At 65.6% G+C, this 15,771-nt stretch carries 14 protein-coding genes; 11 read left to right on the top strand and 3 right to left on the bottom strand.

Going from position 1 to position 15,771, the window contains the following annotated elements:
* The first annotated feature begins 17 nt into the window (after positions 1-17).
* The 6 genes from PO78_RS18855 (at position 18) to PO78_RS18830 (ending at position 9,420) form a co-directional block, all read left to right on the top strand.
* Positions 18-3,773, top strand: coding sequence for a nitrate reductase subunit alpha (locus PO78_RS18855; RefSeq protein ID WP_012585584.1), 3,756 nt, complete (start codon positions 18-20; stop codon positions 3,771-3,773).
* Positions 3,774-3,808: 35 nt separating this feature from the next.
* Positions 3,809-5,377, top strand: coding sequence for a nitrate reductase subunit beta (narH, locus tag PO78_RS18850; RefSeq protein WP_043746040.1), 1,569 nt, complete (start codon positions 3,809-3,811; stop codon positions 5,375-5,377).
* Between the two features lie 12 nt (positions 5,378-5,389).
* On the top strand, positions 5,390-5,938 hold the full coding sequence (gene narJ / locus PO78_RS18845; protein WP_043746037.1) for a nitrate reductase molybdenum cofactor assembly chaperone: 549 nt from the start codon (positions 5,390-5,392) through the stop codon (positions 5,936-5,938).
* A 10-nt stretch (positions 5,939-5,948) separates the two neighbouring features.
* Positions 5,949-6,641 carry a respiratory nitrate reductase subunit gamma gene (gene narI, locus PO78_RS18840; protein WP_043746035.1) on the top strand — a complete coding sequence of 231 codons (693 nt, stop codon included), beginning with the start codon at positions 5,949-5,951 and terminating at the stop codon, positions 6,639-6,641.
* A gap of 104 nt (positions 6,642-6,745) precedes the next feature.
* Entirely contained in the window at positions 6,746-8,689 is a 1,944-nt protein-coding gene (locus PO78_RS18835) for a type IV pili methyl-accepting chemotaxis transducer N-terminal domain-containing protein (protein WP_004301716.1), read from the top strand.
* Complete coding sequence (locus PO78_RS18830; protein WP_043746032.1) at positions 8,689-9,420, top strand: response regulator; 732 nt, start codon at positions 8,689-8,691, stop codon at positions 9,418-9,420. Before PO78_RS18835 ends, PO78_RS18830 begins: the two co-directional genes overlap by 1 nt.
* 37 nt (positions 9,421-9,457) lie before the next feature.
* On the opposite strand, the gene PO78_RS18825 is transcribed toward PO78_RS18830, so the two are convergent.
* Positions 9,458-9,865, bottom strand: coding sequence for a MarR family winged helix-turn-helix transcriptional regulator (locus PO78_RS18825; protein WP_004301720.1), 408 nt, complete (start codon positions 9,863-9,865; stop codon positions 9,458-9,460).
* Positions 9,866-10,042: 177 nt separating this feature from the next.
* Here PO78_RS18825 and PO78_RS18820 point away from each other — a divergent pair, with 177 nt between their 5' ends.
* Positions 10,043-10,615: a Yip1 family protein gene (locus tag PO78_RS18820; protein ID WP_004301722.1), complete on the top strand. Its 573-nt coding sequence runs from the start codon at positions 10,043-10,045 to the stop codon at positions 10,613-10,615.
* 6 nt (positions 10,616-10,621) lie between these two features.
* On the opposite strand, the gene smpB is transcribed toward PO78_RS18820, so the two are convergent.
* On the bottom strand, positions 10,622-11,068 hold the full coding sequence (gene smpB / locus PO78_RS18815) for an SsrA-binding protein SmpB (RefSeq protein ID WP_004301724.1): 447 nt from the start codon (positions 11,066-11,068) through the stop codon (positions 10,622-10,624).
* Positions 11,069-11,190: 122 nt separating this feature from the next.
* On the opposite strand from smpB, the gene PO78_RS18810 reads away from it, so the two are divergent.
* Together PO78_RS18810 and PO78_RS18805 are read left to right on the top strand one after the other, a co-directional pair.
* Complete coding sequence (locus PO78_RS18810; protein ID WP_043746902.1) at positions 11,191-11,643, top strand: type II toxin-antitoxin system RatA family toxin; 453 nt, start codon at positions 11,191-11,193, stop codon at positions 11,641-11,643.
* Positions 11,640-11,966 (top strand): RnfH family protein, encoded by a 327-nt coding sequence (locus tag PO78_RS18805; protein ID WP_012585581.1) that lies wholly within the window; start codon positions 11,640-11,642, stop codon positions 11,964-11,966. The genes PO78_RS18810 and PO78_RS18805 overlap by 4 nt, the downstream gene beginning before the upstream one ends.
* A gap of 86 nt (positions 11,967-12,052) precedes the next feature.
* On the opposite strand, the gene PO78_RS18800 is transcribed toward PO78_RS18805, so the two are convergent.
* Positions 12,053-12,553 (bottom strand): DUF4124 domain-containing protein, encoded by a 501-nt coding sequence (locus tag PO78_RS18800; RefSeq protein ID WP_043746028.1) that lies wholly within the window; start codon positions 12,551-12,553, stop codon positions 12,053-12,055.
* 82 nt (positions 12,554-12,635) lie between these two features.
* On the opposite strand from PO78_RS18800, the gene guaB reads away from it, so the two are divergent.
* Together guaB and guaA are read left to right on the top strand one after the other, a co-directional pair.
* A complete protein-coding gene (gene guaB, locus PO78_RS18795; protein ID WP_043746026.1) occupies positions 12,636-14,099 on the top strand; it encodes an IMP dehydrogenase in 1,464 nt (487 codons plus the stop codon).
* Between the two features lie 72 nt (positions 14,100-14,171).
* Positions 14,172-15,737 (top strand): glutamine-hydrolyzing GMP synthase, encoded by a 1,566-nt coding sequence (guaA, locus tag PO78_RS18790; protein ID WP_043746023.1) that lies wholly within the window; start codon positions 14,172-14,174, stop codon positions 15,735-15,737.
* The last annotated feature ends 34 nt before the right edge of the window (positions 15,738-15,771 follow it).

The raw sequence follows: 15,771 nt of genomic DNA, 5'->3' as shown, positions 1-15,771 counted from the left end.
CTTGAGAGGAGCAAACCATGAGTCATTTTCTCGATCGCCTGAGGTTTTTCGACAAGGTCAAGGAGACCTTCTCGAACGGACACGGTATCGTCACCAATGAAGACCGCAACTGGGAGGATGCCTACCGCAACCGCTGGCGCCACGACAAGGTGGTGCGCTCCACCCACGGTGTGAACTGCACCGGCGGCTGTTCCTGGAAAATCTTCGTCAAGAACGGCCTGGTGTCGTTCGAGATGCAGCAGACCGACTACCCGCGCACTCGCGAGGACCTGCCCAACCACGAGCCGCGCGGCTGCCAGCGTGGTGCCTCGTTCTCGTGGTACCTGTACTCGCCGCACCGCATCAAGTACCCGATGATCCGCGGCCGCCTGCTCGACCTGTACCGCGCCGAGCGCAAGGCCGGACGCGACCCGGTCGAGGCCTGGGAGGCGATCCAGAAGGATCCCGCCAAGCGCGAGAAGTACGTGCACGTGCGCGGCCTGGGTGGCTTCGTGCGCACCAGCTGGGACGAGGTCACCGAGATCGTCGCCGCAGCCAACGTCTACACGATCAAGAAGTGGGGCCCGGACCGCATCTACGGTTTCTCGCCGATTCCCGCGATGTCGATGATCTCGTACGCCGCCGGCGCGCGTTACCTGTCGCTGATCGGTGGTGCCTGCGGCTCGTTCTACGACTGGTACTGCGACCTGCCGGCCGCGTCGCCGCAGACCTGGGGCGAGCAGACCGACGTGCCCGAGGCCGCCGACTGGTACAACTCGACCTATCTGATCATCACCGGCGCCAACCTGCCGATGACCCGCACCCCGGACGCCCACTTCGCCACCGAAGTGCGCTACAAGGGCACCAAGATCGTGTCGATGGCGCCGGACTACGCCGAGTACGTCAAGTTCGCCGACCTGTGGATGCCCGTCAAGCAGGGCACCGACGCCGCCGCCTTCCTGGCCATGGGCCACGTCGCGCTGAAGGAATTCCTCGTCGAGAAGCAGGACCCGTACTTCACCGAGTACGCGCGCAAGTACACCGACCTGCCGATGCAGGTCGTGCTGCGCAAGCACGGCGAGGGCTATGTTTCGGATCGCAACCTGCGCGCTTCCGACTTCGACAACAACCTCGGCGAGTCCAACAACCCCGAGTGGAAGACCATCGTCTTCGACAAGAAGAGCGGCCGCTTCATCGCGCCCAACGGCTCGATCGGCTTCCGCTGGGGCGAGGACGGCAAGTGGAACCTGCTCGAGAAGGCCGGCGCCGACCAGGCCGAGACCGAAGCGGAGCTCACCTGCATCGGCAGCCAGGACGAGGTCGTCTCGGTGGGCTTCCCGCACTTCGTGCCGGGTGAACCCGAGCTGCTGTACCGCAACGTGCCGGCGCGTCGCCTCAAGCTCGCCAGCGGCGAAGAAGCCTTCGTGACCTCGGTGTTCGACATGCAGGTCGCGCAGTACGGCATCGACCGCGGCCTGGGTGGCGCCAACGTGGCCTCGTCCTACGACGACGCCAATGTCGCCTACACCCCGGCCTGGGCTGCCAAGCAGACCGGCGTGAAGGCCGCCGACCTCGAGCGTACCGGCCGCGAGTTCGCCGAGAACGCCTCGAAGACGAAGGGCAAGTCCATGGTGATCATGGGCGCTGCGATCAACCACTGGTACCACAACGACCTCGCCTACCGCTCGATCATGAACCTGCTGCACATGTGCGGCTGCGTGGGTCAGACCGGTGGTGGCTGGGCGCACTACGTGGGCCAGGAAAAGCTGCGTCCGCAAGCGGGCTGGGCGCCGATCGCGTTCGCGCTCGACTGGCAGCGTCCGCCGCGCCACATGAACTCGACCTCGTTCTGGTACTTCCACACCGACCAGTGGCGCTACGAGACGGTGGATGCCGACTCGCTGCTGTCGCCCGCCGGTCCCTGCCGCAACAAGGGTTCCTCGCTCGCCGACTACAACGTCAAGGCGGTGCGCATGGGCTGGCTGCCGTCCGCCCCGCACTTCAACCGCAACCCGATCGAACTCGCCGAAGAAGCCGCGCGTGCGGGTGCGACCGACGAGGCGAGCGTGTCGAAATACGTGGTCGAACAGCTCAAGTCGGGCGCGCTCGACGTGTCCTTCGCCGACCCGGATGCCGAGGAAAACTGGCCGCGCAACCTGATCGTGTGGCGCGCCAACCTGATCGGCTCGTCGGCCAAGGGCCACGAGTACTTCCTCAAGCACCTGCTGGGCGCGCAGAACGGCGTGATGCAGGAAGGCGGCGCGGGCAACAACTGCAAGGAAGTGAAGTGGCGCGAGCATGGCCCGACCGGCAAGCTCGACCTGATGGTGGACATCAACTTCCGCCTCAACTCGACCGGCGCGTACTCCGACATCATCCTGCCGACGGCGACCTGGTACGAGAAGAACGACCTCAACACCACCGACATGCACCCCTTCATCCACCCGCTGGGTGAGGCGGTGACCCCGGGCTGGGAGTCGAAGTCCGACTGGCAGATCTTCCGCACTCTGGCGAAGACCTTCACCGCGCTCGGCGCCAAGCACCTCGGCACCCGCAAGGACGTGGTCTCGCTGCCGATGCAGCACGACTCGCCGATGGAACTCGCGACTCCGATGGGCGTGGGCAAGGACTGGAAGCACGGCGAGTGCGATCCGATCCCGGGCAAGACCATGCCGATGCTCAAGCTCGTCGAGCGCGACTACGCTCAGATCTACAACAAGTACATCGCGCTCGGCCCGCTGATGGTGAAGTTGGGCAACAACGTCAAGGGCATCGACTGGGATACCACCCAGGAGTACGAAGAGCTCAAGAAGTGCAACTACCCGGTGCAGGTCGAAGGTGTTTCGAAGGGCATGCCGTCGCTCGAGGAAGACATCTACGTCTGCGACTCGGTCATGCGCATGGCGCCCGAGACCAACGGCGAAGTGGCGCACAAGTCGTGGAGCGCGCTGTCGAAGAAGACCGGCATCGATCACCACCACCTGTACGCCGGCCGTCACGAGGACAAGATCACCTTCCGCGACATCGTCGCCCAGCCGCGCAAGATCATCACCGCGCCCACCTGGTCCGGCATCGAGTCGGAGACCGTGTCCTACACCGCGGGCTACACCAACATCCACGAGCACATTCCGTTCCGTACCCTGACCGGTCGTGCGCACTTCTACCAGGACCACGAGTGGTTCCTCGACTTCGGTGAAGGCTTCTGCGCCTACAAGCCGCCGGTCGACCTCAAGGCCCACGAGAAGGTGCCCGACAGCGTGCGCAACAAGCCGCACCTGACCCTGTCGTGGATCACCCCGCACTCGAAGTGGGGCATCCACTCCAGCTACCAGGACAACCTGCGCATGCTCAACCTGTTCCGCGGCGGCCCGTACGTCTGGCTGTCCGAGGAAGAGGCCGCGACCATCGGCATCCGCGACAACGACTGGGTCGAGGCGATCAACGCCAACGGCGCCACGGTGGCCCGTGCGGTGGTGTCGCAGCGCATCCCGCGTGGCATGGCGATCATGTATCACGCCCAGGAAAAGAACGTGAACGTGCCCGGCTCGAACACGACCGGCAAGCGTGGCGGCATCCTGAACTCGGTCACCCGCGTCATCGTCAAGCCCACCAACATGGTCGGCGGCTATGCGCAACTGGCTTACAGCTTCAACTACTACGGCACCGTCGGTTGCCAGCGTGACGAAGTCGTGGTGATCCACAAGATCGAGGACCAGGACATCGACTGGCTGGAGCGTCCGCTCACGCCCGAACGCGAAGCCCAACGCAACCCCGTGGGCATCGGCAAGAAGTAAGCGCCGACTCGAGACCAGAGATTCAGGAGAAACAAATGAAAATCCGCGCGCAATTCGCGATGGTGTTCAACCTCGACAAGTGCATCGGTTGCCACACCTGCTCGGTGACCTGCAAGAACGTGTGGACCAACCGCAAGGGCGTCGAGTACGCCTGGTTCAACAACGTCGAGTCCAAGCCGGGCATCGGTTACCCGAAGGAATGGGAGAACCAGGACAAGTGGAAGGGTGGCTGGACCAAGCTCAACGGCAAGCTCGAGCTCAAGGCCGGCGGCCGCCTGAAGAAGATCGTGCAGATCTTCTCCAACCCGAACCTGCCCGAGATCGACGACTACTACGAGCCCTTCACCTACGACTACGCCCGTCTGCAGAACGCGCCGCTGTCCGAGGCCGCGCCGACCGCGCGTCCAGTGTCGCAGATCACCGGCGAGAAGATGGACAAGATCACCTGGGGCCCGAACTGGGAAGACGACCTCGCCGGCGAGTTCGCCTCCCGTGCTCGTGACAAGAACTTCTCCAACATGGAGAAGGAAATGTACAAGCAGTTCGAAAACACCTTCCACATGTACCTGCCGCGCATCTGCAACCACTGCATCAACCCGGCTTGCGTGGCCTCGTGCCCGTCCGGCGCGCTCTACAAGCGCGAGGAAGACGGCATCGTGCTCGCCGACCAGGACCGCTGCCGCGGCTGGCGGATGTGCATCTCGGGCTGCCCGTACAAGAAGGTGTTCTTCAACTGGGAGTCGTCCAAGGCCGAGAAGTGCGTGGGCTGCTACCCGCGCGTCGAGAACGGCATGCCGACCGTCTGTTCGGAGTCCTGCGTCGGCCGCATCCGCTACAACGGCATCATCCTGTACGACGCCGACAAGATCTCGGCCGCGGCCAGCGCCGACAACGTCCAGGACCTGTACCAGGAGCACCTGGACATGTTCGTCGATCCCTTCGACCCGGCCGTGATCGAGCAGGCCAAGAAGGACGGCATCACCGACGACTGGATCCTCGCCGCGCAGAAGTCGCCGATCTACAAGATGGCCGTGCAGTGGAAGATCGCCTTCCCGCTGCACCCCGAGTACCGCACGCTGCCGATGATCTGGTACGTGCCGCCGCTCTCGCCGGTGCAGTCGCAGATCGACCAGAAGGCGCTGCCGACCGAGGCCGACGGCGTTATCCCGAAGGCCTCCGCGATGCGCCTGCCGGTCAAGTACCTGGCCAACCTGATGACCGCGGGCAAGGAGCAGCCGATCATCGACGCGCTCAACCGCATGATCGCGATGCGCTCCTACCAGCGCTCGGTGCACGTCGAGGGCACGCCCGACACGCGCGCGCTGGAGGCGGTGGGCATGACCGAGGACATGGCCAAGGAGATGTATCGCTACCTGGCGATCGCGAACTACGAAGACCGCTTCGTGATTCCGACCTCCAAGGAAGAGATGCGCCTCGAGGACTACCACGGCTTCCAGGGCCAGGCCGGCTTCAGCTTCGGCAGCGCCTCGTCGGTCGGCATCTCGCCGAACTCCCTGTTCCCCGAGCGCCGCAAGGAGTCGATGGAGCCGCGCAAGCCGGTCCCGCACGCCGACGAGCACGACGTCACCGGCGAACGCTACTGAGGAGACTGAACCATGCAGACCTACAAGCTGCTTGCCGTGCTGCTCGACTATCCGGGCGGCGAGATCGTCGGCGACCTGCGCGCTGCGGTCGCCGAGCAAGGCGGCGCGCGGGGTCTGGTGCGCTCGGTGGACACCGACAAGGTGTTCACCGAGGCTGAGCATGAGAGCATCGCCGGTTTCATCGACTGGATGCTCGCTCAAGACCAGACCGAGCTCGAAGGCCGTTTCGTCAAGACCTTCGACCTCACCCCGGAGCACAGCCTGCACCTGACCCACCACGTGTTCGGCGACGACAAGAACCGTGGTCCGGCGCTGATCGACCTGTCGGAGTTCTACAAGTCCTACGGACTGCAGCACGACGAACACGAGATCCCGGACTACCTGCCGATGATGATGGAGTTCGTGTCGCAACTCGAGGAGACCGAGGCGCGCGTGTTCCTGACCGACGCGGTGAAGGTGTTCAACGTGCTCGCGACCAACCTGGAAAAGGCGGAGAGCCCCTATGCGGCGCTCGTTCGCGTGATCGAAAACCACAGCTCGCTGGCCCGCGCGGCCGCCTGAGGAGAAGACGATGTCCCTGACCAACCTGTTTTTCGGGGTCTATCCCTACATTGCGCTGACCGTGTTCGTGATCGGCAGCTGGATCCGGTACGACAACGAGCAGTACACTTGGAAGACCGATTCGTCGCAGCTGCTGTCCAAGCAAGGCATGATGCTGGCCAGCAACCTGTTCCACGTCGGCGTCATCATGATCTTCTTCGGCCATTTCGCCGGTCTCGTGCTGCCGCACGGCCTGTGGCTTGGCCTGGGGATCTCCGACCTCGCCCACCAATGGATCGCGATCATCGCCGGCGTGATCTTCGGCATCATGTGCCTGGTCGGTGGTTCCATGCTGTGGTATCGCCGCATGTACAACCCGCGCGTGCGCATCAACAGCCGTCGCAGCGACGTGTTCATCATCACCTGGCTGATGGCCACGCTGATCCTCGGCCTGCTGACCGTGCCGTTCTCGATCGGTCACGCCGTCAAGGGTGATCCGGCCGTGATGCTGGCGCTGGCCGAGTGGGTCAAGAGCATCCTGCTGCTGAACCCGCAGCCCGAGTTGATGACGAAGGTCGATGCGATCTTCCGTGCCCACATCTTCTTCGGCATGACGGTGTTCCTGGTGTTCCCCTTCACCCGCCTGGTGCACATCCTGACCGCGCCGTTCAGCTACCTGACGCGCGCCTACCAGATCGTCCGGACCAAGCGCCGCCTGGCCTGAGGCTGAAGCGAGAGGCAGGGCTGGCAGCCATCAAGGCTGCCGGCCTTGCCTTTCGGTCCTTTTGCCCCTAGCTTGCGCGGATGCGCCAGAAAGCACCGATTCTCATGTTCATCCGCGGCTCGGGCCTGTCGGTCAAGATCACCGGCATGCTGCTCGGCTTTTTCCTCGTGGCACTTGCCGCGATCGCGCTGACGCTGTTCATCTCGTGGCGCCTGGAAGGCGCGGCGGCTGCGATCAACGATGCCGGCAGCCTGCGGATGCGCTTGTACCGCGTGGCGCATCACCTCGCTCGTGCGGATCTGCACACCAGCGACCGGCAGGGTTTCGCTGGCGACCTGAGGGCGAGGGTCGACGACTTCGACCGCATCCTCGGCGTGCTGCGCCGGGGAGATCCGTCCCGCCCCTTGTTCGTGCCGCGCGAAGCCGGTATCCAGCAGGTGCTCTCCGGGATGTCCGAAGAATGGAGCGTGCAGCTGCGCCCGATCCTGCTCGCGATCGCCGCGGACCCGGATCCGGCCAACCTGCATCGCAGGGGCCTGGAGTTCGACCGCGCCGCCCGCGACTACGTCGAGGACATCAACGATTTCGTGCTGCGCATGGAGCAGAGCTATGCGCGCAACACCAACATCCTGCGCACCTCGCAGGTGATCCTGGTTGCCCTCGCGGTGATCGGCACCATCCTGCTGCTGCGCTTCTTCTTCCTCACCGTGATCCGCCCCGTGTTCGAACTCCACGAGGGCGTCAAGCGCATGGGGCAGGAGGATTTCGATGCCCGCGTGCCGGTACTGTCGCAGGACGAGTTCGGCGAGCTCTCGGCCGGCTTCAACCGCATGGCAGCCCACTTGCAGAACGTCTATGACACGCTCGAGGAGCGTGTCGTCGCCAAGACCCGCAGCCTCGAAGAGAAGAACCGCGAGCTCGAGATCCTCTACGAGATCGTCGCCTTCCTGCGCGAACCCAACGACGTCGACACGCTTTGCAAGGGCTTCCTCGAGCGGGTGCAGAAAACGATGGGTGCGAGTGCGAGCTCCGCGCGCCTGCTCGATCTCGAATCGCGCAACCTGTGCATGATCGTCCACGACGGGCTGGGCGACGACTTCCTCGATCGCGAGGAAGTGCTGGCCTGCGGCGAATGCGTTTGCGGCGAGGCGGCACAGGGTAGCGGGCTTTCGCTGACCCTGGATGTACGCAATGCCGCGCTCGCGGTGACGCGCGATGCCTGTCGGCGCGCCGGGTTCCGTACGGTGTCGGCCACCTCGATTACGGCCAGCAAGCGCGCGCTCGGCGTGTTCAACCTGTATTTCGACCAGTCGGATGCGATCGGCGACGCCGATCGCCAGCTGCTCGAGGCCCTCGGGCAGCAGCTCGGCATCGCGATCGAGAACCAGCGCCTGCACGCGCGCGAGCGCGAACTCGCCGTCTCCGAAGAGCGCAACCTGCTCGCGCGCGAACTGCACGACTCGATCGCCCAGGGCCTGGCCTTCCTGAACCTGCAGGTGCAGATGCTGGAACGCGCGCTCGCCGAGAACCGCGCCGCGGACGTGAGTACGACCGTGGAGATGCTTCGTCGCGGTATCCAGGAGAGCTATGAGGATGTGCGCGAGTTGCTGGTGCACTTCCGCACCCGGGTCGAGCAGCAGGATCTCGATGCCGCCATCGCCGCAGCCCTGCGCCGGCTCGCAGAGCAGACCGGCATCGCCACCGACCTTGACGTGCAGGGCGACGGCGCACCGCTCGATCCCGAGGCCGAGACCCAGGTGCTCTACATCATCCAGGAAGCGCTCTCCAACGTGCGCAAGCACGCCGGTGCAAGCACCGTTTCCGTGGGTGTGCGGCGCGGTCGCGACGGGCTCGCGGTGACGGTGCGCGACGACGGCGTGGGCTTTGCGGAAGACCGTGACGCGTCCGACAGCGAGGCGCACATCGGCCTGCAGATCATGCGCGAGCGCGCCATGCGGATCGGTGGCCGCTTTGCGGTGCGCTCGTCGCCCGGGCGGGGCACCGAGATCCGACTGGAACTGCCGAGAACGAACGAGGTGCTGGCTTGATGGCTGAAGAGAAGATCCGTGTCCTTCTGGTCGACGACCACATGCTGTTCCGCAGCGGCATCCGTTCGCTGCTGCAGAGCTACGTCTGCTTCGAGGTGGTGGGCGAGGCCGGCGACGGGCGCGAGGGCATCCGCCTCGCCGGGCAGCTGCGACCCGACGTGGTGTTGCTCGACAACAACATGCCCGGGCTCTCCGGGCGCGAGGCCGCCCGCCTGCTGCTCGAGGAGGTGCCCGAGACGCGTGTGCTGATGTTGACGGTCTCGGAGGACGCCGACGACCTTATCGAGACGCTGCGCGCCGGGGCCTGCGGCTACCTGCTGAAGAACATCCAGGCCGAAACCCTGGTATCGGCGATCAAGACGGCCGCGCAGGGCGAATCGGTGGTTTCGCCCCAGATGATGGGCAAGCTGCTGAGCGGCGTGCGCAGCAGCGCCAGCCGAGCGGCGATGGGCGGTGCGATCGCGCCTGCGCCGGGAGCGCTGGCGAGGAGTGCCCCTGCTGCCGGTGCGGAGCCGGCCGAACTCGAGAAGCTGTCGCCGCGCGAACGCGAGATCCTGCGCTTCATCGCGCGCGGACAGAGCAACAAGGAGATCGCCCGTGCACTCGAGCTCGCCGAGAGCACGGTGAAGATCCACGTGCAGAACATGTTGCGCAAGCTCAACCTGAGCAGCCGGGTGCAGGCGGCGGTATTCGCGGTGGAGAACGGCTTGGGGCAGGGACCGGAGGGCTGAGCTCCGCCAGCGGGCTTGCAGCAGGCTTCCGAAGGCTTCAGCGCAATTGCGAGGCGAGGTCGCGGAACACACCGCCGAGCAGCTTGACCTCCTCGCGGTGGTGCAGTGCGATCGTTGCCGCGAGGCGCTCGCCTTCGGCGGTCAGGTGCACCTCGACCGCGCGCCGATCCTCGCGACCCGGACGGCGCTCGACCAGTCCGAGTTTCTCGCAACGCGAAACCAGCGACACCACTCCATGCTGGTGGGCCTGCAGGCGCTCGGCGAGCTCGCCGATGCAGGCCCATTCGCGTCCGGGATAGCCCTTGACCTGGAGCAGCAGCAGGTATTGGAGGTTGGTGATGCCGTGGCGCCGGGTGAGCAACTCGGAGAAGCGCAGGAAGCGCCGCAGCTGGTAGCGGAAGTCGGCGAGGGCCTCGAATTCGGACTTGTCGAGTGGAGTGTTCATCGTGCGCGGATTTTAGCTTCTTCCGCCCTCGCTTCGGCAGTCCGATCGAGAGATCGTCCTTGCAATCCGACGATTGCGGATTAATATCAAAGTGTGATGTAAAAAGAGCGATGGCCCACGCGCGCAGGTGGATCGTGGCGGCGGCCGGATTTCCACCCCGAAAGAGGAGACCGAATCATGGACGTCATGCAATTTCCCCGCATGGTGGTTTCGAGCCGCGATGGCTGGGACTTGGTCGCGCGCGAACGGCCACCGATGGACTGGCTGTTCCGTCGCCTGGTCCTGCCGATGTCGCTGCTGCCGCCGCTGATGATCCTGCTGGCATCGGGGGGCGTGGGCGCCCGGGTGTTTCCCGACGCGGGCTTCGGCAACTGGTTGATCGCGGCCGTGCTGTTCTTCGTCGCCGAACACTTCAGCGTGCCGATCATGGCGAACTCGATCCGCCAGGCCTCGATGGCCAAGGACGGCAGCAGCCGGCTCGAGGATGCCTACACGGTGGCGGCGATCGCGCCGGTGCCACTGTGGCTGTCCTCGCTCGCGGTGGTGTTCGGCAGCGCGTGGTTCGTGGTGCTCGTCGGCCTCGTCGCGCTCGGCGCCTCGGCCATGCTGATCCGCCACGGCGTCGACCGCCTGCTCGGCATCGACGAGGACGTCGAGGCGAGCGAGGTGGCCATGCAGGTGACCAGCTTCGGCGTGCTGACCTGGCTGGTGCTGCTGGCGGTCGCGGGGGGGGCGGTGACGCTGCTGTGAGGGCGCTCAGGCCTTGACCCGCATGAGGCGCTGCTTCTCGCGCTCCCAGTCCTTCTTCTTCTCGTCCTCGCGCTTGTCGTGCAGCTTCTTGCCCTTGGCGAGCCCGATCTCGAGCTTCACGAGCCCATTCTTGTAGTGCAGGTCGAGCGGCACCAGCGTATAGCCGGCGCGCTCGACCTTGCCGATCAGGCGGGCGATCTCCTTCTTGTGCAGCAGCAGTTTGCGCGTGCGCGTCGGGTCGTGGCGCACATGGCTGGAGGCGGTGCTGAGCGGGGTGATGTGCATGCCGAAAACAAAGATCTCCTCGGCGCGGATCACCACGTAGGATTCCTTGATGTTCGAGCGACCGGCGCGGATCGCCTTGACCTCCCAGCCTTCGAGGACGATGCCGGCTTCGTGCTTCTCCTCGATGAAGTAGTCGTGAAGGGCCTTGCGGTTTTCGATGATGCTCATGGTTCGGCGTCCCGTGGCGGCGCGGCCCTGAGCCGGCGCGTCCGTATGCGGTAGAATCGCGGATTTTAACAGTTCGGCCGCACCTCCGTTCCGTCATGGTGGTGGCGCCGACCAACTTGCCCATGGCCGAAGTCAACAAGCTCGTCCTGATCGAATTCACCCCGGCGCAGATGTTCGAGCTCGTCGACCGCTGCGAGGAATACCCGCTGTTTCTGCCCTGGTGCGGCGGCGTCGATCTGATCGGGCGCACCGAGACGATCACCGCGGCGACGCTGCACATCAATTACCATGGCATCAAGGCGCATTTCAGCACCGAGAACGCCAAGCGCTACCCGCAGGAGATGAAGCTGCGCCTGACCGACGGGCCCTTCACCCATCTCGACGGACACTGGCGCTTCACCGCGCTCGGCGAGACCGCGTGCAAGGTCGAGTTCCAGCTGCGCTACCAGTTCGCGAGCAAGCTGCTGGAGAAGGTGCTCGGGCCGGTGTTCAACCATATCGCGAACACTTTCGTCGATTCCTTCGTCAAGCGTGCCGGCCAGGTCTATCGGGCCGGGGAGGGGAGTGCTGCATGAGCGGGATGATCAACGTGGAAGTGGTGTACGCGCTGCCGCAGCGCCAGGAGCTGGTGCACGTGCGGCTGGCGGAAGGCGCCTCGGTGCGCGATGCGCTGGAGGCTTCCGGCCTGTTGCAGAAGCATCCGGAGATCCAGCCCGACCGTGCGAACAAGCTGGGGATCTATGCCAGGCTGGTCAAGCTCGACACCGAAGTGCGCGACCGCGACCGGGTGGAGATCTATCGTCCGCTGATCGCCGACCCGAAGGCGGTGCGAAAGAAGCGTGCCGACGAGGGCAAGGTCATGAAAAAGGGGGGTGGGCCCGCCGAAGCGGCCGAGTGATGGATCGGCGCGACCCGGCGCAGCGGAATTTCCGCTCGCGCGACGTTCGGCTTGCGAGCCTGCTGGCGTCGACCTGCGGGTCGGATCTACCTGCAATGCTCTGCGATCTTGCGCTCCAGAGCCTCGGCCTGCTCCGCGCGCGCACGATCGTCGAGGAACTCGCGTTCCCCCTTGGCGTTGAAGCGGACCATGCGCTGGCCGCCACGCAAGGCGGCGAGTTCATGCTGCGCGTCCGTGCAGAAACGTTCCGTCTCGCCTCTCGATTCCGCTTCCCGAGCGGCCTTCGCCTCGGCCTCCGCCGCGGCGGCGCGGCGTTCCCGGAAAGCCTGTTCGCGCTCGGCGAGCGAACTCGGGGAGGTGGGAGTGGCAGCAGGCGGCATGTCTGCCGACGGCGCGGTCTCTCCAGTCTTGCGCGCGGCGGCACCCGGTCGTGCTCCGCGGATCACCGTGGCCTCGACGCCTGCGGGAGGCATGTCGCCGTAGTGGATGCGCCCGTCCTTGTCCTTCCAGCTGTAGACCTGCGCGGCCGCGGGAAGGGCGGTCAGCAACAGGGCGAGGATCGCGACCGGGGCGAACGGATGGGTCATCGGCACAATTCTCCGCGGCGAGCCGCTTACGTGGTGCAGGAGCGCTCTGTATAATACGGATTTGGTCGAAAGGAAAAAAGCCATGCGAGTGATCCAGAAGGCGCTGACCTTCGATGACGTCCTTCTCGTTCCCGCCCACTCCACGGTCCTCCCTCGCGACGTGAGCCTGCAGAGCCAGGTCACGCGCCGCATCCGCCTCAACGTCCCGCTTGTCTCGGCCGCCATGGACACGGTGACCGAGAGCCGTCTCGCGATCGCGCTCGCGCAGGAAGGCGGGATCGGCGTGGTGCACAAGAACCTCACCCCGGCCCAGCAGGCCGCCGAGGTGCTCAAGGTCAAGCGCCACGAGTCGGGCATCCTCAAGGATCCGATCACCATCCCGCCCACGATGACGGTGGGCGAGGTCATCGCACTGCAACGCCAGAACCGCTTCTCCGGCGTGCCGGTGGTCGAAGGCGGCAAGGTGGTCGGCATCGTCACCAACCGCGATACCCGCTTCGAGACCAAGCTCGACCAGCTCGTCTCCGAAATCATGACCCCGCAGGACCGCCTTGTCACCGTGCGCGAAGGCGCCAGCCTCGAAGAGGCGCGCGAGCTGCTGCGTGTGCACCGCCTCGAGCGCGTGCTGGTGCTCAACGATGCCGGCGAGCTGTGCGGTCTCATCACCGTCAAGGACATGATGAAGTCCACCGAGCACCCGCTCGCTGCCAAGGACGAGCATGGTCGCTTGCGCGTGGCCGCTGCGATCGGCGTGGGGGCTGGCACGGAGGAACGCGCGGAGCGCCTCGCCGACGCGGGCGTGGACATGATCGTGGTCGACACCGCCCACGGTCACTCGCAGGGCGTGCTCGACCGCGTCGGCTGGGTCAAGAAGCACTTTCCGCACATCGAGGTGGTGGGCGGCAATATCGCCACCGCCGACGCCGCGCGTGCGCTGGTCGATGCCGGTGCCGACGGTGTTAAGGTCGGCATCGGTCCGGGCTCGATCTGCACCACCCGCATCGTCGCCGGCGTGGGCGTGCCGCAGATCAGCGCGATCGACAACGTCGCCAACGCGCTGCTGGGCACGGGCGTGCCGATGATCGCCGACGGCGGCATCCGCTTCTCGGGCGACATCGCCAAGGCGATCGCCGCGGGCGCCGACGTGGTCATGCTCGGTGGACTGTTTGCCGGCACCGAGGAGGCGCCAGGCGAGACTGTGCTGTTCCAGGGCCGTTCCTACAAGTCGTACCGCGGCATGGGCTCGCTCGGCGCGATGGAGAAGGGCGCGGCCGACCGCTACTTCCAGGAAGAGAACACCGGCAACATCGACAAGTTGGTGCCCGAGGGCATCGAGGGTCGCGTGCCCTACAAGGGCTCGGTCACGGCGGTGATCCATCAGCTCGTCGGCGGCCTGCGCGCCTCGATGGGCTACCTCGGCTGCGCCGATATCCCGACCATGCACCGGCGCGCCGAGTTCGTGCAGATCAGCTCGGCCGGCATGCGCGAGTCGCATGTTCACGACGTGCAGATCACCAAGGAAGCGCCCAACTACCAGATCAGCTGAGCGCAATCCCCTGAGACATCCGGGCGGCTGCGAGGCCGCCCTTCCTTTTTCGACGTTCGAGATTCCCGCCCCATGGCCCACCAGAAGATCCTCATCCTCGATTTCGGCTCCCAGGTCTCCCAGCTCATCGCGCGCCGCGTGCGCGAGCAGCAGGTGTACTGCGAGCTGCATCCCTTCGACGTCTCGGACGAGTTCGTGCGTGATTTCGGCGCCCAGGGCGTGATCCTGTCCGGTGGCCCCAACTCGGTCTACGAGGCCGAGGACTGGCGCGCGCCGCAGGCGGTGTTCGAACTCGGGGTGCCGGTGCTGGGCATCTGCTACGGCATGCAGACCATGGCCAGCCAGCTCGGCGGCAAGGTCGAGAGCTCGGCCAAGCGCGAGTTCGGCTACGCCGAGATGCGTGCGCGCGGGCACTCGAAGCTGTTCGCCGGCATCGAGGACCGCAGCAACGCCGAAGGCCACGGCCTGCTCGACGTGTGGATGAGCCACGGCGACAAGGTCACCGAGCTGCCGCCGGGCTTCAAGGTCATCGGCAGCAACGAGTCGACCCCGATCGCGGCGATGGCCGACGAGGCGCGCGGCTTCTACGGAGTGCAGTTCCACCCCGAAGTCACGCACACGATCAAGGGACGCGAGATGATCGGGCGCTTCGTGCACGAGATCTGCGGCTGCGGCCATGACTGGAACATGCCGGACTACATCGCCGAGGCGGTCGCGAAGATCCGCGAGCAGGTGGGCGACGAGGAGGTCATCCTCGGCCTGTCGGGCGGCGTGGACTCCTCGGTGGCGGCGGCGCTGATCCACCGCGCGATCGGCGACCAGCTCACCTGCGTGTTCGTCGACCACGGCCTGCTGCGCCTCAACGAAGGCAAGCTCGTCATGGAGATGTTCGCCGGCCGCCTGCACGCCAAGGTCGTGCATGTCGACGCGACCGAGCAGTTCATGGGGCATCTGAAGGGCGTCACCGACCCCGAGCAGAAGCGCAAGATCATCGGCCGCGAGTTCGTCGAGGTCTTCCAGACCGAGGCGAAGAAGCTCCCGAACGCGAAATGGCTCGCCCAGGGCACGATCTACCCCGACGTGATCGAGTCCGGCGGCGCCAAGAGCAAGAAGGCGCACACCATCAAGAGCCACCACAACGTCGGCGGCCTGCCCGAGACGCTCGGACTCCAACTCCTCGAGCCGCTCCGCGACCTGTTCAAGGACGAGGTGCGCGAGCTCGGGGTGGCGCTTGGCCTGCCGCACGACATGGTCTATCGCCACCCCTTCCCGGGGCCGGGCCTGGGCGTGCGCATCCTCGGCGAGGTGCGCCAGGATTTCGCCGATTTGCTGCGCCGCGCCGACGCGATCTTCATCGACGAGCTGCGCGCCGCCGACTGGTACGACAAGACCAGCCAGGCCTTCGCGGTCTTCCTGCCGGTGAAGAGCGTGGGCGTGATGGGGGACGGCCGCACCTACGAGTACGTCGTGGCGTTGCGCGCGGTGCAGACGCAGGACTTCATGACCGCGCACTGGGCCGAGCTGCCGCACAGCCTGCTCGGCAAGGTCAGCAACCGCATCATCAACGAGGTGCGCGGCATCAATCGCGTGGTCTACGACATCTCGGGCAAGCCGCCGGCGACGATCGAGTGGGAATAAATTATCTTCGTGTCAGGTCGTCCCATGTCGTCCG

Source organism: Thauera sp. SWB20 (assembly GCF_000831325.1).
GTDB classification, from domain to species: domain Bacteria; phylum Pseudomonadota; class Gammaproteobacteria; order Burkholderiales; family Rhodocyclaceae; genus Thauera; species Thauera aminoaromatica.
This window is presented reverse-complemented; position numbering and strand designations above follow the sequence as displayed.